Origin of the sequence: Bartonella sp. AD24XZML (genome assembly GCF_042196485.1) — a bacterium.
Classification (GTDB): Bacteria; Pseudomonadota; Alphaproteobacteria; order Rhizobiales; family Rhizobiaceae; genus Bartonella.
In genome coordinates this window covers 57,726-76,667 of record NZ_JBHIQH010000006.1, presented here as the reverse complement: position 1 = coordinate 76,667, position 18,942 = coordinate 57,726, and the positions used below count along the sequence as shown (strand labels likewise).

General features: G+C 36.0%; 16 protein-coding genes. 7 read left to right on the top strand and 9 right to left on the bottom strand.

Features of this window, described 5'->3' with window-relative positions; all coding sequences use genetic code 11:
* Positions 1 to 174: 174 nt before the first annotated feature.
* The 3 genes from ACFIMX_RS00455 to ACFIMX_RS00445 all read right to left on the bottom strand — a co-directional run bounded on the left by ACFIMX_RS00455 (position 175) and on the right by ACFIMX_RS00445 (position 5,024).
* Positions 175 to 1,749, bottom strand: coding sequence for a peptide chain release factor 3 (locus ACFIMX_RS00455; protein ID WP_375639481.1), 1,575 nt, complete (start codon positions 1,747 to 1,749; stop codon positions 175 to 177).
* Positions 1,749 to 3,410, bottom strand: a complete 1,662-nt coding sequence (locus tag ACFIMX_RS00450) for a lysine--tRNA ligase (RefSeq protein WP_375693885.1) — start codon at positions 3,408 to 3,410, stop codon at positions 1,749 to 1,751. Before ACFIMX_RS00450 ends, ACFIMX_RS00455 begins: the two co-directional genes overlap by 1 nt.
* Before the next feature lie 378 nt (positions 3,411 to 3,788).
* The gene (locus ACFIMX_RS00445) at positions 3,789 to 5,024 is read right to left on the bottom strand and encodes an argininosuccinate synthase (protein WP_375693884.1); all 1,236 of its coding nucleotides are present in this window, start codon (positions 5,022 to 5,024) and stop codon (positions 3,789 to 3,791) included.
* A 170-nt stretch (positions 5,025 to 5,194) separates the two neighbouring features.
* Here ACFIMX_RS00445 and ACFIMX_RS00440 point away from each other — a divergent pair, with 170 nt between their 5' ends.
* On the top strand, positions 5,195 to 5,836 hold the full coding sequence (locus ACFIMX_RS00440; protein ID WP_375617465.1) for a LysE family translocator: 642 nt from the start codon (positions 5,195 to 5,197) through the stop codon (positions 5,834 to 5,836).
* A gap of 792 nt (positions 5,837 to 6,628) precedes the next feature.
* Here the strand turns inward: ACFIMX_RS00440 and rlmN are convergent.
* The 6 genes from rlmN to lptC all read right to left on the bottom strand — a co-directional run bounded on the left by rlmN (position 6,629) and on the right by lptC (position 13,783).
* Positions 6,629 to 7,855, bottom strand: coding sequence for a 23S rRNA (adenine(2503)-C(2))-methyltransferase RlmN (gene rlmN / locus ACFIMX_RS00435; protein WP_375639479.1), 1,227 nt, complete (start codon positions 7,853 to 7,855; stop codon positions 6,629 to 6,631).
* Positions 7,856 to 7,896: 41 nt separating this feature from the next.
* Positions 7,897 to 8,400, bottom strand: coding sequence for an invasion associated locus B family protein (locus ACFIMX_RS00430; protein WP_375611465.1), 504 nt, complete (start codon positions 8,398 to 8,400; stop codon positions 7,897 to 7,899).
* A gap of 1,885 nt (positions 8,401 to 10,285) precedes the next feature.
* Positions 10,286 to 10,750 (bottom strand): PTS IIA-like nitrogen regulatory protein PtsN, encoded by a 465-nt coding sequence (ptsN, locus tag ACFIMX_RS00425; protein WP_375606109.1) that lies wholly within the window; start codon positions 10,748 to 10,750, stop codon positions 10,286 to 10,288.
* 911 nt (positions 10,751 to 11,661) lie between these two features.
* Positions 11,662 to 12,456, bottom strand: a complete 795-nt coding sequence (gene lptB / locus ACFIMX_RS00420; protein ID WP_012754448.1) for an LPS export ABC transporter ATP-binding protein — start codon at positions 12,454 to 12,456, stop codon at positions 11,662 to 11,664.
* Between the two features lie 6 nt (positions 12,457 to 12,462).
* Complete coding sequence (locus ACFIMX_RS00415) at positions 12,463 to 13,062, bottom strand: LptA/OstA family protein (protein ID WP_375639478.1); 600 nt, start codon at positions 13,060 to 13,062, stop codon at positions 12,463 to 12,465.
* 76 nt (positions 13,063 to 13,138) lie between these two features.
* Positions 13,139 to 13,783, bottom strand: coding sequence for an LPS export ABC transporter periplasmic protein LptC (gene lptC, locus ACFIMX_RS00410; RefSeq protein ID WP_375617462.1), 645 nt, complete (start codon positions 13,781 to 13,783; stop codon positions 13,139 to 13,141).
* A gap of 183 nt (positions 13,784 to 13,966) precedes the next feature.
* Between lptC and ihfB the strand changes: the two genes are divergently transcribed.
* The 6 genes from ihfB to ACFIMX_RS00380 all read left to right on the top strand — a co-directional run bounded on the left by ihfB (position 13,967) and on the right by ACFIMX_RS00380 (position 18,892).
* Entirely contained in the window at positions 13,967 to 14,245 is a 279-nt protein-coding gene (gene ihfB, locus ACFIMX_RS00405; protein ID WP_273790186.1) for an integration host factor subunit beta, read from the top strand.
* Between the two features lie 7 nt (positions 14,246 to 14,252).
* Positions 14,253 to 14,549, top strand: a complete 297-nt coding sequence (locus ACFIMX_RS00400; RefSeq protein ID WP_375617461.1) for a lipopolysaccharide assembly protein LapA domain-containing protein — start codon at positions 14,253 to 14,255, stop codon at positions 14,547 to 14,549.
* A 172-nt stretch (positions 14,550 to 14,721) separates the two neighbouring features.
* On the top strand, positions 14,722 to 15,645 hold the full coding sequence (locus ACFIMX_RS00395; protein WP_375639476.1) for a class I SAM-dependent methyltransferase: 924 nt from the start codon (positions 14,722 to 14,724) through the stop codon (positions 15,643 to 15,645).
* Positions 15,646 to 15,647: 2 nt separating this feature from the next.
* On the top strand, positions 15,648 to 16,502 hold the full coding sequence (locus ACFIMX_RS00390; RefSeq protein WP_375617459.1) for a TrmH family RNA methyltransferase: 855 nt from the start codon (positions 15,648 to 15,650) through the stop codon (positions 16,500 to 16,502).
* Positions 16,492 to 16,995, top strand: a complete 504-nt coding sequence (gene lspA / locus ACFIMX_RS00385) for a signal peptidase II (RefSeq protein WP_375617458.1) — start codon at positions 16,492 to 16,494, stop codon at positions 16,993 to 16,995. Before ACFIMX_RS00390 ends, lspA begins: the two co-directional genes overlap by 11 nt.
* 1,123 nt (positions 16,996 to 18,118) lie before the next feature.
* On the top strand, positions 18,119 to 18,892 hold the full coding sequence (locus ACFIMX_RS00380; RefSeq protein WP_375611347.1) for a Bax inhibitor-1/YccA family protein: 774 nt from the start codon (positions 18,119 to 18,121) through the stop codon (positions 18,890 to 18,892).
* Positions 18,893 to 18,942 lie beyond the last annotated feature (50 nt).

The window sequence follows — 18,942 nt, the reverse complement described above, 5'->3', positions numbered from 1 at the left end:
TTATAACTTATTGAATATTATAAATAAATTTACCGTATTCTTTATACAGTACAATTTGAAAGTGTTCTTTACATACTCCTTTTGTTTTCAGAAAAAATAACAATATTCAGATCCCCAACTCAATATGAAAAATCATTACCAACCAAATTGTTACATAAAAAATTCTTCTTTACATTAAAAACTTACTTGATAATCTTTAAAAGTAGAAAATTTTATCTTAGGAGCTCTTTCTGCTTCATAATTTAATGAAAAATGGTTCTCCGCTAAAAAAACTGGATCACCTTCTAAATCATACGCAATAGCAGAGCGGTGATTGCTGAGAAACTTTTGCAACTCATCTTTGCTCTGCGCTGAAATCCAACGGCATAAATTAAAGCGCGCAGACTCAAAATTCACTGGCAAAGAATATTCTATTTTTAATCGTTCTTTTAAGACATCAATTTGCAAAGCACCAATAACACCAATGAGAGAAGGCGACCCATCATCAGGAATAAACAATTGTACAACCCCTTCTTCAGCCATTTGTTGCAAAGCTTCTTTGAGCTTTTTTGCTTTCATTGGATCGCCCAAACAAACACGACGCAAAATCTCTGGTGCAAAATTTGGTACTCCCTTAAAGAGGATATCTTCTCCTTCAGTCAAAGTATCGCCGATACGCAATGTTCCATGATTAGGGATCCCTACGATATCACCAGCATAGGCTTGATCAGCAATTTGGCGCGAACGCGCAAAGAAAAATTGTGGAGCCGAAAGTGTCATCGGTTTTCCTGTTCGAACCAACTTTGTTTTCATACCACGTTCAAGTGTTCCCGAACATACCCGAAAAAATGCAATACGATCACGATGATTAGGATCCATATTCGCTTGAATTTTAAAAACAAATCCCGTCATTTTAGGTTCAGTTGCTATGACATTGCGCTGATCTGCACTTTGATCACGAGGACTTTGACCAAAATCAATAAGCGCATTGATCAAATCACGAACACCAAAATTTCGCAAAGCTGAACCAAAATAAACCGGTGTCATATGACCTTCACGGAAAGCTTGCAGATCAAAATTCTTGCAAACACTTTGAGCAAGTTCTACTCCTTCAATAAAAGTTGAACGTTGATATTCAGGGAGTAAATGGACAATCTCTCTGGGATTTGAAACTATTTGCTGTGTTATCTCATCATCTTTTTGACGAAACCGATTATGATGAAGGTCATAGGTACCAACAAAATCTTTACCCGTCCCAATGGGCCATGTTATAGGGGCGGTATCAAGAGCAAGCTTTTCTTCAATTTCATCTAAAAGCTCTATAGGATCACGTGCCTCACGATCCATTTTATTGATAAAAGTAACAATAGGAATATCCCGCATCCGACATACTTCAAACAGTTTTAGTGTTCTAGGCTCAATCCCGCGGGCCCCATCCAATACCATGATAGCACTATCAACAGCTGTAAGCGTGCGATAAGTATCGTCTGCAAAATCTTCATGGCCTGGGGTATCTAGGAGATTAAAAATATGATTTTCATATTCAAACGTCATCACCGAAGTCACAACGGAAATACCACGATCACGCTCAATATTCATCCAATCAGAACGGGTTTGAATACGATCTTTTTTGGCTTTTACTTCTCCTGCAAGTTGAATAGCACCACCAAACAATAAAAGCTTTTCTGTTAATGTTGTTTTCCCCGCATCTGGGTGAGCAATAATTGCAAATGTACGGCGTCGCTTTACTTCCTGCACTCTTCGTTCCATTATTCCTCCATAGGTCGTGCAAGTGTTTCAGCAATCAGTGCACGCATTTCATTAATCCCATAAAGCGCTATAAATGATCCCCATCGTGGACCTCGCTCTTGTCCAAGAAGAACTTCATACAACATTTGAAAAAAAACATTGGAAACACCAGGCCCACCTTCAGGGCTTTTTTTGCTATGATCTTGATAGCGTTCCGTTAACCGTGCAACATCAAGAAGCATATTTTGTAATATGTTGCCATCAACAGTTTCAGGTAAATGAGCTAATTTTTCATCAATTTGTGCTAATGTTGCTCGTTCGCTATCATCTGGTATACGAAATTTCTTGTTTGGTTTAACAAAAACATCAAAATATTTAATGGCAAACTTCACCAATTGATCCAGTTCTGGATAAGTTTGTGCATTTGCTCCTTTAGCGTAACGAGAAATAAAACCCCAAAGAACTTCTGCATTCTCCGCATTTGAAGCACTTACCAAATTTAAAAGCATCGCAAAGGATACAGGCAAATCAACCTGCGGTGGACAACCATTATGAATATGCCATACAGGATTACTAAGCCGTTCTTGCCAACTTTGACGACCATAAGCAGAAAGATGAGCATAATATTCATCCACAGCTTTAGGAATAACATCAAAATAAAGCCTTTTTGCTGTTTTAGGTTTTGAAAACATATAAAGCCCTAAACTCTCTGTTGGGGCATAAGTAAGCCATTCATCAATGGTTAAGCCATTTCCCTTGGATTTGGAAATTTTCTGCCCTTTCTCATCTAAAAAGAGCTCATAGTTGAATCCTTCTGGGGGCTTTCCACCTAATACTTTACAAATTTTAGAAGAAAGATTTGTGGAATCGATAAGGTCTTTTCCGGCCATTTCATAATCAATGCTAAGTGCTGTCCAACGCATTGCCCAATCTACCTTCCACTGACACTTAACTTTGCCCCCAGTAACCTCTGTTTCTATGGTTTCTCCTGTTTCAGGTTCAATATAAGTGACAGTCCCTTTTTCAACATTACGCGCAATCATCGGTACCTGTAATACTTTTCCAGAAAAGGGAGAAATCGGTAGAAAGAGTGAATAGGTCGCTTGCCGTTCTTCACCTAATGTTGGTAAAATAATTGCCATAACCTTGTCATAACAAGCAAGGATTTTTAAAAGTGTTTCATCAAAACGACCGGAATTGTAATAATCCGTAGCACTTGCAAATTCATAATCAAAACCAAAACGATCAAGGAAAGCCCGTAACCGCGCATTATTTGCCGCTCCAAAAGAAGGATAATCATCTCCAAAAGGGTCGGGTACACGGCTCAACGGTTGACCAAGATAATGTTCCATCCTCTCGCGATCAGGCACATTCTCAGGAACCTTGCGCAAACCATCCATATCATCAGAAAAACAAAGTAATTTTGTTTTTACTTTATTCTCCGTGAGAATATGAAATGCATGACGCACCATGGTTGTACGTGCAACTTCCCCAAAAGTTCCAATATGCGGTAAACCAGAAGGGCCATAACCTGTTTCAAATATCAGACTGTCTGGATAACCCGTTTTTTCATACCGTTTGATAATCTTACGTGCTTCTTCAAATGGCCAAGTTCTCGATTGAGAAGCTGCATCTTTTAATTCAGGCGTAAGGTTGAGGGTATCACACTGATCACGCATCATTATTATTTATCCTAAAAATTACACTCTTTCAAAATAGGGTGTATGGTTCTTGAATTTATTCGTCAATAATAGCAAGCAAAAAGATGAAAATTTCTTTATACTCTTAAGCCACAATACAAAAACCGCCCTCGTTATAAACATATTCTGTTCTGATAAAAATCAAAAACATTCAATATTATAAAGCAAAATTGACTTGTTTTGATTATCGAAGCCTTCATTGCTATTATTATCATGGGTTTTGCTTATTATATTTATTAGCGCAAAAGATAAGCTTCTAGTATTGAACGAAAGAACGGTAAAAACCAACAGAAAAAATGCTTAAACTAGGCATTTCATACAAAAGCACTGCACCTACTTTACACTTGTCACCGTAACTTTCTATTTCTTTTTTTTATCACCTTGATGATGCATTGCTAATGTACGCAAACGTAGAGCATTTAATTTAATAAAACCAGTTGCATCTCTTTGATCATAAACACCTTGATCATCCTCAAAAGTTACTAACTCACTGGAATAAAGTGATTTCTTACTTTGGCGCCCTTCAATAATTACATTCCCCTTATAAAGCTTTAACGTGACTTCACCTTCAACATGTTCTTGAGATAAATCAATAGCTGCCTGCAACATCTTACGTTCCGGCGAAAACCAAAATCCATAATAAATGAGTTCTGCATAACGTGGCATCAACTCATCTTTTAAATGAGCTGCGCCACGATCTAACGTTAAAGATTCTATAGCTCTGTGAGCCGTCAAAAGAATGGTTCCACCTGGTGTTTCATAAATACCCCGCGATTTCATACCCACAAAGCGATTTTCTACCAAATCTAACCGACCAATACCATTATCGCACCCGTAACGATTTAATTCTGCAAGTAAAGTTGCAGGAGATAAATTTTTTCCATTGATTGAAACAGCATCGCCTTTTTTAAAGCCAAGAGTAATTCTGGTTGCTTGATCTGGAGCATCTTCCGGCGAAAGAGTACGCATATGGACATATTCAGGAGCAGGAAGTGCTGGATCTTCTAAAATCTTTCCTTCTGATGAAGAATGCAATAAATTTGCATCCACTGAAAAAGGCGCTTCACCTTGCTTATCCTTTTCTACAGGAATTTGATGAATACGAGCAAATTCAAAGAGATCTGTCCGACTCTTAAAATCCCAATCACGCCATGGAGCAATAATCTTTATATCAGGATTAAGCGCATAAGCGGAAAGCTCAAAGCGTACCTGATCATTGCCTTTTCCTGTTGCTCCATGAGCAATGGCATCTGCCCCTGTTTCCTCAGCAATTTCAATAAGGCGTTTTGAAATAAGTGGACGTGCAATTGATGTTCCTAAAAGATAAGTCCCCTCATAAACGGTATTGGCTCGAAACATCGGAAACACAAAATCACGCACAAATTCTTCGCGCAAATCTTCAATGTAGATCTCTTTAACACCTAGCATTTCAGCTTTACGACGAGCAAGTTCTAGCTCTTCCCCCTGCCCCAAATCTGCTGTAAAAGTTACAACTTCAACACCTAGCGCACTTTGCAACCATTTAAGAATAATTGACGTATCCAATCCACCTGAATAAGCCAAAACAACTTTTCTAATATTTTGCCACTTTTTCATTTTAACGTTCTATATGAGCTACTTTTTTATTTCTACCCAAAAATCAAAACGATGCAAGAAATATAAAAATAAATTCTTTTTAAGCAACATTAAAAAGACGCAAAAAGCGTAAATAAAGGTGCCTCAAAGTATAAATAGTGAACACTGCTTAAAAACAAAAGGAGATTTACGTGTCATTTCTACCGGAGTGGTCTATTGTTGTACAATTTGCTTTAGCATCGTTGATTTTAGCACTTATTCCAGGACCAGATATGATGCTTTCTGTAGGACGAACCATTACACAAAGCAAAAAAGCTGGAATTATGTGCGCCTTGGGTAGTGCAACAGGGTTTGCCATTCAGGTTACGGCTGTAGCACTTGGCTTATCAGCGCTTATTTTTGCTGCACCACATACTTTTGTTCTTCTGAAAATTGTTGGCGCCTTTTATCTTTTATGGTTTTCCTTTCAAGCGTTACGGAGAAACCCCAATTTTTCCTTTGAACAGACATCTTCTAAATCTCAAAGCGCTAAACGTAACTATCTTGCTGGTATTGGAATTAATCTTCTCAATCCTAAAGTTATACTCTTTAACGCGACATTCTTACCACAATTTATCAATGCGAATGATCCTATGGCAACACAAAAATTACTCTTTTTAGGACTCTCTTATATTCCTATTTCTTTCCCCATTACAATTGCAATCGTTTTTACAGCGCATAAACTTACCAAAACTCTCAAAAAGAACCCTCTTTATATTCGCTTTCTCGACTGGCTTATTGCTGGTACTTTTACCAGCTTTGCCCTCCATCTCCTTGTGGTTACAAAACATTGATTTATAAGTGTAATGTATCGCTTTTAATTTAAATAAAAAAACAAATATTATAAGATTTTTTCATTTCAAACCTGTTTATTTTGAATAAAACAATACCTTTCCTTTGTACATCACAAGAGAAGCTGGAGTTTTCGTATGGATAAAAACTATCTAAGAAAAGAATAAAAACACCTCTTATGAACCATCTCAAGTGCTAAAAGCTGTTACAACATTGGGAGCTAAAAAATAGAATGGTGGTACCAATTTACACCTTTATTAAACATAAAGGTGTAGGAGTACAATACATTTCACAGAAGCTTTTTGTTATACTCCTCACAAGCATTATCGTGATATGAAGAGTGCACTAAGAGATACTTAAAAAACATATCAATGGATAACTCAATGGTATTTATATTTTAGATCCTCTGTTTTGCTTGTGATGCGTGATCTTATTTAAGAAAATAATAAACAAAAACATGAGGCACTGCACAATCTCCACTTTTTAAAATATATTACCGTAGATGCTTTTAAAAGACATAAAACCGAATTAAAGAGTATGATAATAAGGTAGAAATTAGTTATAATCCTTAAGACCTCATATTCCCTCTAAATTAGGCTTCCTTCTTAATTTCAGAGATTATACAAACGAGACTATAGACAATATCTTACCCCATTTAGCATATAAACGCTGAAACTGTTCGTCTAGCACTTATCCATCTTAGTATCTGTCTCACATATGCCATCGCATGAGGTTTGGATATTAAATTACAAACAAAAAAGCATAGGCCTTGATATAGCTGAAAATTACGTTAACTAATGACCAATAGCATTTTCAAGTCGTAAACGTTCAGATTTACGTAAGCGCTCTGAAGCCGATTTAAGCTGTCCACATGCAGCTAAAATATCGCGTCCACGCGGTATCCGAATAGGAGAAGCATAGCCCGCTTGATTAACGACATCAGCAAAACGCTCGATTTGCTCCCAATCAGAGCACTGATAATTACTCCCTGGCCACGGATTAAAAGGGATTAAATTAATCTTAGCAGGAATCCCTTTCAATAACTGAATCAATCGCTTAGCATCATCTAAACTATCATTGATATCTTTCAGCATAACATATTCAAATGTGATTCGTTTTGCATTGGAAAGACCAGGATAATTACGGCAAGCCTCCATTAGTAAAGCAAGCGGATATTTTTTATTAATGGGAACAAGCATATCCCTTAGTGTATCATGTACTGCGTGGAGTGAAATTGCTAACATAACACCAATTTCTTCTCCAGTTCGGATAATTCCAGGAACAACCCCACTAGTTGAAAGCGTAATTCGACGTTTTGATAAAGAAAGTCCATCGCCATCAGAGGCAATCAATAAAGCTTTTTTAACAGCTTCAAAATTATAAAGAGGTTCTCCCATTCCCATCATAACAATATTGGTAATTTTTCGTCCTTCAATGGGAACAATTGCTCCATCAGGGGTATTCTTATCAGGAAAATCACCCAAACAATCACGTGCAACCAATAATTGTGCCAAAATTTCTTCTGCGGTCAGATTACGAACAAGCATCTGCGTTCCCGTATGGCAAAAAGAGCAGGTTAACGTACACCCTACTTGCGATGAAAGACATAAAGTACCACGTCCTTCTTCAGGGATATAAACCGTTTCAATTTCAACAGGCCTTCCAGCTCCACGTGCAGGAAAACGTAAGAGCCATTTACGCGTACCATCTTTTGATATTTGTTCTCCAACAATTTCTGGGCGCGCAATGGAGAAATGACACTTAAGTGTTTCTTGCATTGCTTTAGAAATATTCAGCATATCATCAAAATTTGAAACACCACGCACATAAAGCCAATGCCAAAGCTGACGCACACGCATACGCGTTTGATGCTCTGGTACACTAACTGTCTTTAAAGCTTGCATCATTTCATCTTGCGACAAACCAATTAAAGAGAGCTTAGAACTCTCCTTCACGACCACATTATCTGTTTTTCGTGCAAAACATGAACCAACTGGTCTAAGGTCATAGGAAATGGCCATTGCTTTCCAATTTACATCACTATTTTAGAGTTATCGAAACCTTAATGGCACTTTTGAGCTGCGTTTAATGCAGCAGTGACCCCTTTTAAGGAATAAGTATAAGTGGTATGCGTTCCTCGTTTTGATATCGCTTGCACTGTCATATTGCTTCCAGCACGCATAGCAGAAACAAGCTGCTTTTCTAGCTCTGATGACGCCAGCCAAGCTGAGGAATCTTTCGTGAAAAAATCAAAGTCCTTACCTCCAATGGTCACTGTCACTCTCGACCCTTCTTGAAGGGTATAACCAGCCATAAACTGCGGTTCAAACGAAATAGGTGAATGAGAACGCTTGGTAACCAAGAAAAAGTTATCACCATGATTAACTGTCGTTGGAAGAGCCTTCAAAGGTACCGATAACACATAGCAAATCGTATTTTTGGGCGATTTATAAGAATAGGCTCCCCACGCTTCAAATTGATTTAAACGGCTTGGCGTTTGTGCATATGCCACTCCCGCTGTAACAAGAACCATTACAGATGCAGCAATAACAGTCTTTTCAAACATCTTCATTTAGCTCACTTCTTTAGTCTCTAACAAGATTTTCTTCATTAGAAAAATTCAACAAAAACTCCTCGATATTCATGTGTTATTGTCCTAATTCCTTCAATAAGCGAAATATTTTCATACTAATCAAAATAGATTTCTACGTTTCATTGTGACCTTTTAATCATTACCAAAACATAAACTTCTTATTCAATAACCACATTAAAAAATAATATCTTCATTTTACGCTACTTATTTCGTTTTTGTATAAAAAATGATTTCTTTAAGCTATAAAACTTCAAAACGAGATGAAAATATACCATCACTCTGTTAAGAAATAAACCATACTCTTTATATCACAAGCAATCTGATGCAAAATTTTGAAAATACACCCCGGACTCCCCGCAAAAAAGCTTAATCGCCTTACGAATATCACTTCTCGACTTTATGCATTCAATACATTTATGTTCGCAAAATACTCCATCTTTTACTCATTATAGTGCATTCATATTTCGTATTCAATATCGTCCCGATAACACTTTTTCTCAATCTTCAAAATACCTTGTAAAAATAATAAAATATTATCAAGATATTAATAATAAAACATAAAGAATTTAGATTCTATCTCAATAATCACATACAACTTTGTTTCTTTTGATCTTATTTCCCTATATATTTCATCTCCAATTATTAATTTCTAAAATGATTTTAGTAGCTTATAATAGCTTAATCGTATTATTTTAATGTATTAGACGATATTTTTCTTTCTGTTATAAAAAACTTCTTAAGAATTCTTTGGGAAAGTCTCCTTATCTTATTTCTAAGTAATTTATAAAAAGAAATATAAAACTTTTTTCTATAGCAGTTCTAACATTACCGTTTTTTAAACAATATTTTAATCAATTAAAGACACTTAAATAAATCTTCCTATGCATAAAAACTCTTTCACCCAACCTAAAGGTATAATTTTCATTCTTACCGTACAAAATTGTTCTTTAGCATGAGCTCTATACAACAGCAGACATCTAAATCATATCTATAAAATAGTTGATCTCTCCACTTGTGAAGAAGAAAGCTGGCACCATAACACTATTTTCCAGCTCCCAATGTTTTGCTACAATTCTCGATACTTGAGACGATTCATAGGAAGCATTTTTACCCCTTTCTTGTACAGTTTTTATCCACACGCTAATTCCGTTTACAACGTGCAAGGAAATGGTTTTGATTGATTCAACATAAACAAGTTTGGAATGAGAGAATTTTACAATATTCGGATCTCTCATCCAACATGCGAAATAGTGAATTATATTTAAAATCAATATCTTGCTATACTGAAGATACAATATATCTCTTATTTTTTCTTGAGCATTAAAATATTATCCCTAAACACTCAAACTCAACTTACAAAAAAATTCAATGCACAAATAAACTTTTCTGTTTATTTCTTCCCGCTTTCAAAGGACGAAGATTCTTAATCCAATCTGGACTGAAAAAGTTTGGATTCTTGTCGAGCGGTCTCATCTTTTCTTCCCACTCATGTGATTCACTTAACTAAAGTCTCTACAGACAAGTCCTGCTTAAAAATATTTACCACGTACTCTAAAAGCACTTAATATATTAAGAAGACTTACAGAATTTATCTCACCATATCTCAAATGATAGTGTTTTTACAGTATAACAGGATAAAAGAATCCACGAACATAATAATTAGATGCTTTAATATACGAGAACAAGAAAGGACAAGCCCTTCGTTTTTGTTGCTTGCTCTTTAAAAAGAAGGTTCACTTAGAAGTGATTTTCTTAAATCTCATGACATAACCTTTTGTTATTAGTCTTAAGATGCAAATTATATTATTTCCTACGCTCTGTAGTGCATACTTCGCAATTTATACGCTCATAATAACTTTTAAGCTGCATTTGATTCTGAAGTCTGAATCAATAAAGCATAAAGCGCATTGGCATTATGCGTACTGCGCAACTTTTGTACAACATCAGTGTGACGCAAAACACGTGCGATCTGTGATAAAGCTTTTAAGTGATCTGCACCAGCATTTTCAGGTGCTAAAAGGAGAAAAACGAGATCTATAGGTTCGTCGTCAAGAGCTTCAAAATCAACAGGACTTTCAAGACGTGCAAATATACCAATGATCCGATTAATATCAGGTAATTTTCCATGAGGAATCGCAATACCTCCACCCAAACCCGTTGAACCAAGCTTCTCGCGTTGTAAAACAACATCAAAAATCACATGCTCACTAAGACCTGTTAGCTTGGAAGCTTTTTCGGCTAAAATTTGCAGAACCTGTTTTTTCGAATTAGCATTAAGAGCCGGAATGATCGCTTCCGGTGCTATTAACTCACTCAAATTCATACTTTAATTTTCCTCTTACACGCTAAAATGCTCATCAATAAACCTATAAACGCTATAGATACTTAATGTTCTTTCACTTTTCGCAACATCGCATGTGTTTTTACTTTTCAATTTATAATGGGTGATGGCTCAATACATCTCATATCACTTCTAAAACAATAATAAATAGTATTCAGATCATCATTAACGGCATGAGAAACCAAACAAATGAAGTTGTTCATAAAGTTAATTTCCTTACGACTCTAGAAAAGGCCATTATTCATAAATTTATTAAACTTGTCATAAGAGTTGATGTATAATCCGCCATCAGAGTTTTTCTTTCTTTAAAAATGAGCCCTTAAATTAAGATGAAAAGCATACTGAGCAAAATGGACCTTTACTTTGAAAATTACTGTATAGCTTGAACATCGACTTATAACAAGAATATAAAGATTTTTAGAAATTTAATGATTATTTTAAAAGATTTATAGATTTAGCCTGATATCTGTAGCCAAGCTCCTATTTTCAAATAGGCCATATAAACCAATAAAATACGACAACTCCTATTGAATAACCGCAATATATAAACCGGTGCTCCCATCAAAATACCTAAAACAGCATCATCGATATATTATTTGATTCGACAGAGAAAAATATGATAAATATCTCTTACCTTTCAATAACACACGCATTTATTGAGCGCTTCGTTTATCACTCATTATCACGTTAATCTAGTGATATCTTTTTTATAATACAATTATGAGTAAGCTAAACTTATAAAACAACAAACTAACCTCTAATGATGAAGCCTTTTTCACCACTCAATAACAACATTAAGGTTATAGTCATAAAAGAAGTTTTGGCATAAATAAGGAGATTTTCAGTAATAATGTTTGGTTAAACTTAAACGGAAACTCGTGAAAGCTGTAAAATCAAAGAGAAAACTGATTTCCCAAATAAATTCTGCGTACATCAACGTTGTTGATAATATCGTTAGGACAACCGTGAACTAACACCCGTCCTGTATGAATAATATAAGCGCGATCGACAAGCCCTAATGTCTCACGCACATTATGATCCGTTATTAAAACACCAATGCCACGCCTCGTTAAATGACGAATAAGTTGTTGAATATCGAAAATAGCGATAGGATCAATTCCTGCAAATGGTTCATCAAGTAACATAAAATGGGGACGAGAAGCTAAAGCGCGCGCAATTTCAAGTCGCCGACGTTCACCTCCAGATAACGAAAGTGCAGACATTTTACGTAAATGATCAATTTTAAATTCATGTAAAAGGCTATCTAACTCTTCACGTTGTTTAAGGCGATCTTTTTCAACGACCTCTAAAACAGCTTTAATGTTATTTTCTACTGAAAGACCACGAAAAATAGACGCTTCCTGTGGAAGATATCCAATACCTAAACGCGCACGTCGATACATCGGAAGATGCGTAATATCAAATCCATCAATTTTAATGGATCCTCCATCAGATTTTATAAGCCCTGTCACCATATAAAAACAAGTTGTTTTACCTGCCCCATTGGGCCCTAAAATGCCAACAGCTTCTCCCGTACGAATACCAAAAGAAACACCATTAACAGTTCGTCTTCCTCGATAAACTTTAATCAAATTACTGGCAATCAAGGTCCCTTTTAAGGGATTTTTTGAAGCTTCACTTTCAAGATTATACCTATCGGTCTGTTTTTTTCTTTTGATTCCAAACATGAAATCTTAATGGCCATTCTTTTGATTTTGTTTTAAAATAATAGAAACACGACCTTTTTTCTTAGGCGTCTCACAACCTTCTAAAAAAGCCTTTCCGCTTTCCATATTTGCCGTTAGTTTGCACCCCGTTGCCACATTGTCACCATCAGTTAACACAACATGATTCCCTGTCAAACTCATCATTTTTAACTTTCCATCAAAAACGCCTTTATCACCCGTAGCAACTTGCGTAGCAATTTTTATATAAACTTTTCCTAAAGCTTCCATTTTTTGTATACTCGACGAACCAAATAAAGAAACAGATGATGCCTTTGTATCTTCCTTGTTTTTATCAATTTCTTTATATGCTTTATCGTAGTAAACAACTAATTCTGCCGTTCTTAAAAGACGTTCACCTTGCACCACTGAAACATCACCCTTAAAAAGCGCTATCCCTTCTTTATCACGTATTTCCAAAGAATCTGCATGAAGTTCTACTGGTTCTTTGTCGCTTGATAGACTTATTCCAAAATGAGCCACTTCAGCATATCCTAAAACTGCTCCTTCTCCTAACATTCCCATGCTAAAAGCCAATATCATACCTATCCATCTTTTGTACGATTTCATTATTTCAATTCTTCTGTTTGTATATACACATACTTCTCTTTATAAATATCCTTTAAAGATTTGTATTGATATTGCGTTATTGCTTTTGAAGCACTAAATGCACACCACCATGAAAATATATGTTTTTTCCTTTTTCTCGAATTTGTAAGGCGTTTGCGGCAAGATTCAAACCGGCTTGCTGAATATTAACACGTTGATCTGTTTTTAACTGTCCCTCGGATAAGTTAATACTAGCTGACATAAATTGTACCATCATCCCATCATTCGTCGTAATCGTGAATGGCTTATCCAACTGTAAAAAACCATTAATGTTATCGTAAACCCCCCCTTGTGCTGAAAGAAAAACCTGTCTTTGTTGGCCCATAAATGCTCTAGCTGTAATGTTTTGCAACCCAATCATTCCAGCGTGTGTATGGTCTTGAAATGCCTTTTCTGCTTTAAGCCAATAAGGTTCATGAGCACGCGTATACCCTTCTAATTTTGGATTGAGCATCGTCAAATTCATCACGCCACTTTCTCTATTATTCAAAGGCATAGAATCAGAAGTAACGGGAACCAAGAAAAACGTAAACCAGCAAAAAACCAGCGCTGAAATCAACGCTAAGAGAGGTAAAAAAAATTTTAATATGCTAATGCGACGCGAATGATGGGATGCTTTTTTTAAAACATCTCCAAAAGATGATCGCGTTGAAAAGGCTTTATAATGATTGTGTACGGACATACTCTCCTGATCTCTTAAATCCTCCGCATTTTTAATCTGTATACCCTTTATAGAAGGTATTTTCAAATTTTGTTTCTTGCAATTTGTTTTTTCTTGATTTTATTTTGCTTTTATCCGTTTATATATTGTAATATGCATGGAGTGCACAATTACAAAATTTTTTTGTGTGAAAGTGAGGCTATTGTGGTAAAATCAGAGCTTGTGCAAATTATCGCTCGTCATAACCCGCATCTTTTTCAACGGGATGTGGAGAATATTGTAAACGCTATTTTTGAGGAAATTGCAACAGCACTTGCAAATGGCAATCGCGTTGAACTTCGTGGATTTGGAGCTTTTTCTGTAAAAAGCCGTTCAGCCCGTAATGGACGTAATCCACGAACAGGTGAAGCCGTTTCTGTTGAAGAAAAGTGGATTCCTTTTTTTAAAACTGGCAAGGATTTACGCGACCGTCTTAATCAGTGAGAAACTTATGATAATTAAACGTATTCTTCTAACAAGTATCGGTGTGATTCTCGCAGCGGTTTTGATTGTTTTTATCGTGGCTAATCGTCAAATGGTTCCGTTAACCCTTGATCCTTTTCGAGCAAATCCTGAAAGTTTTACTTATCATGCTCCCCTCTTTATATGGCTCTTTATTTTCTTTGTTTTTGGTATTTTATTAGGAAATCTGATCAGTTGGTTTTCCTATCACAAATACAAAAAAGCTCTCAAAAAAAGTAAAGCCGAGATTGAAAAATTGAAAACATCTATCACAAATCTGGTGTAATGGTATTTAAATGAAATCTTTTCTCTCTGTATTTTATATTCAGTACAGAGTTAAAAGTGCTCTTTTTCTTTTTTTATACATGTTTTAATTGACTTTAGCTTTTTTGCACTTTTACGAAACATTTAAGAGCTTTATAATATATTTTTATACCTCATATACCGTGATACAAAACATGCCCGCACAATGCTTTCAATTCAATAGATATCCGCAGGAAAAGCTGCCCCTTATTTTAGAAACGGGTATAAGCGAAAACTATGCTCTCATTGATTCTGGTCATGGACAAAAATTAGAACGTTATGGAGCTTACCGCATTATTCGACCAGAAGGTCAAGCACTATGGAAACCCGCTTTACCACAAAAACAATGGGCTGATGTTGATGCTATTTTCACAGGAAACCTTGATGAAGAAGGGGTTGGGCGTTGGCATTTTCCTAAAAAGCCACTTGATGAAACATGGGCTCTTGCTTGGAATGGATTGTCTTTTCTAGGCCGTTTTACTTCCTTTCGTCATGTGGGGGTTTTTCCTGAACAAGATGCCCATTGGCGCTCTATGGAAGAACAAATTGTTAAAGCCGAACGCCCTATAAAATTGTTGAATCTTTTTGGCTATACAGGTATTGCCTCTTTGATTGGAGCACGAGCGGGTGCGAATGTTACCCATGTTGATGCTTCTAAAAAAGCCATTGCGTGGGCAAAAGCTAATCAAGAAAGAGCAGGATTACCAGATCATTCTATTCGCTGGATTTGCGATGATGCTATGAAATTTGTCGAGCGTGAACTGCGTCGTAAGAAAAGCTATGATATGATTCTTCTTGATCCCCCTGCTTATGGGCGTGGACCCCATGGTGAAATTTGGCAACTGTTTGATCATTTACCCACTATGATCACAAATTGTCGTAAACTTCTCTCTGATAAACCGCTCTCTGTTGTCCTTACAGCTTATTCTATTCGTGCTTCCTTCTTTGCACTTCATGCTTTAATGCGTGATGCATTTGTAAATCTTGGTGGTACGGTCGAATCAGGAGAACTCATTTTGCGTGAAGAAGTTGCAGGACGTGCTCTTTCTACTTCTCTTTTTAGCCGTTGGATTGCTTGAATATGTGTAGACCCAAAACTGGTAGAGTGAAAGAAGTTACCTCTCTTAGCAACCCCATCATAAAAAATCTTAAAGCACTTAGCCAAAAGAAAAACCGTAATAGAGAAGGTCTTTTCATGGCAGAAGGATTGAAATTGGTCATTGATGCTCTCAATCTTGGCTGGACAATACAGACGCTTATTTTTTCTAAAAGTGAAATCGGTAATGCTACTATCGAAAATACTGCTGCACGTGCTGTAGCCAACGGTGGTTTTGTTATTAAAGCCTCACAAAAGGTTATGGAATCACTTACCCGACGCGATAATCCACAAACAGTTATTGGTATTTTCAAGCAAAAATGGCACTCTTTTGAAATGATAAAAGGGCAGATTAAAGATGTTTACATCGCGCTTGATCGTGTACGTGATCCTGGAAACCTTGGTACCATTATTCGAACAGCTGATGCTGTAGGTGCTAAAGGTGTTATTTTAATTGGCGAGACAACAGACCCTTTCTCGCCTGAAACAGTCCGTGCAACCATGGGATCTATTTTCTCTGTACCACTTTATCGTTTTGATGAAAACGGCTTTTTAAACTGGTCTTCTCACTTTAAAGGTATGATTGTTGGAACACACCTCAAAGGTTCTCTGGATTATCGCACACTTGACTTCAAAAATGGCCCTATTATCCTTTTAATGGGAAATGAAAAACAGGGATTATCAGATCTTCTTACGAATCGGTGTGATAAACTTACGCGTATTCCACAAAGCGGACGAGCAGACTCGCTTAATCTAGCTGTAGCAACAGCTGTTATGCTTTATGAAATCCGTCGCCCCTATTTAATACTGGAACCATGTGAGGAAAAACATGATTCGTAAATCACTCCCTTTTCTTCTCTTGGGCTTGGCTTTTACAGTAGTACTTGATCAAGCTGTCAAATACTGGGTTATGCACAATATGCCTTTAGGAACAGAAATTTCGCTTATTCCTTTTCTTTCCCTTTATCATGTGCGCAATTCTGGCATTGCATTTTCGTTTTTTTCTTCCTTTTCTCAGTGGGGAATCATCGCCATCACGATCATTGTGATTATCTTTCTTCTATGGTTATGGAAAAATACTGAATATAATAAGTCTTTAATGCGCTTTGGTCTTATTCTTATTATTGGGGGAGCCATCGGCAATCTCATTGATCGTATTCGCTTTCATCATGTCACTGATTATATACTTTTTCATATTGATGATATTTTTTATTTTGCTATTTTCAACCTTGCAGATAGTTTTATCACTCTCGGTGTTATTGCCATCCTTATTGAAGAATTGCGTACTTGGATGAAAGCAAGGCGTCATTCCAATAGTGCATCTTCTCATTGATATGTTCAGTGCCTTAGAAAACAGAGATTATTGACCATCACAAGTCTGATTACACATTGATTTCTCTTAATCAATTCTTGTTGCTCGTCATTTCACGTGTTTCTCTTCATGGGACTATAAGATCTTACTTTCTTTCCAACTTTACATTTCTACACTTAGTTAGTGCAAAAGAAATGAACCCAAATAGAATCAATATTTTTTATCCATGTGTCCTACATCACAATTTTTGAGGAGACATTTCACAGCATTTGAAGTTCTGTTTATTTGATTAGAACAATTGCTTTTCGTATGTTTTTTAGTTTTTACAGATATCGCTTTTACAGAGCCTTTCTTAAGTGCTTCGTTTAAAAACTCTCCTTTTTTATTTTATATATTGTTTAATAAAAAACATTTTTTCAACTATTTTCAATGGTGTCTTGTTAAAACAACATATTGATTATAAATATAAATTACCGTTTTTCATATTGAATAAAAGCCCTTACTATCCTAAATCTCTTTTATTTGGAATCTGTTCATGTTGAATCCATTAAAACCATGTCTCTTGTAAGACACAAGCAAATCAATAATCTTGATTTATTTAATATGAACAGATTTTCAACCAGAGAATCTTGCGATATTCGGAGTATCATTTAGCATTCAAAAAGACAATTTATCATTATACATCAATATTTATATAAAAATCCAATTCAATAGCTCTTATAACCGTGCAAAACAGATGCAATATTGGAGGTTGAAAATAGTGTGATGATACTTGCCGCTCTTCTCATAAACGCAAAAATAGTGAATATTTTATAAGGGATTGTATTACATAGTTTCTGTGAACAATAGAAAAGTTTTTAAGTGTAGTCTTTTTATCTTGCAAAAATATGGCAAAAAATGGAAATATTTTTTATTAAAATGAACTATTTCCTTACCAATTTGTAAGGTTCCTTCTTCATATAAATCTCTTGTAATTTTTAAATAAATCTCCATAATAAGAGCATATATGCTGGAATTCTGTCAGTGATTCTTAAGGGTTTTTGTATTTGCCTAATTAAGGCTTATACCAAGCTTATCTGTGTAATGACAGAGACACCTTTAAAGCCCTATACCTGGCAGAACATATGCTAAAGGATTTTATATTATGGCTAATTTTAAAGATTTACGTTCGGCACCTGCTTCTCATGCCGATGCATCAATTGATCAGGGATTACGCGACTATATGTTGGGTGTCTACAATGCAATGGCCATTGGTTTGCTTATTACAGCTGCTGCCGCTTATGCAATTGTATCATTAGCAACGACAACAGATATGAGCCAAGCAGCAGCTCAAATCAATAGCAGTGTTTATCTAACACCATTTGGAGTAACATTTTATACATCGCCATTCTCTTATATTGTTATGTTTGCACCACTCATAGCAGTCTTATTTCTCAGTTTTAAAATTAATACATTGAGCACAAATGCTGCTCGTAGTCTCTTTTTTGGTTATGCTGCTCTGGTTGGTCTTTCACTGTCTTCAATCGTTTTGCGCTATACGACAGAAAGTGTTGTGCAAACCTTTGTCATTTCCGCCGCAACTTTTGGAGCTCTTTCACTTTATGGATACACAACAAAGCGTGATCTCACAGCAATCGGTTCATTCTTATTCATTGGATTGATCGGCTTGTTGCTTTCCATGATTGTGAACATTTTTCTTGGATCAAGCGCTTTGCAGTTTGCTATCTCTGTGATTGGTGTTTTTATCTTTGCTGGTTTAACAGCCTACGATACCCAGAGCATTAAGTTGATGTATTATGAAGGAGATGAAAGCGATACCAGAGGACGTAAAGTTATTATGGGCGCGCTGAATCTTTATCTTGATTTCATCAATATGTTTGTCTTCTTGCTACAGTTTCTTGGCTCAAACCGTGATTGATTGCAAAAATCATTACTTAATTAAAGAACCTTGTTTCTAAAAGAAACAAG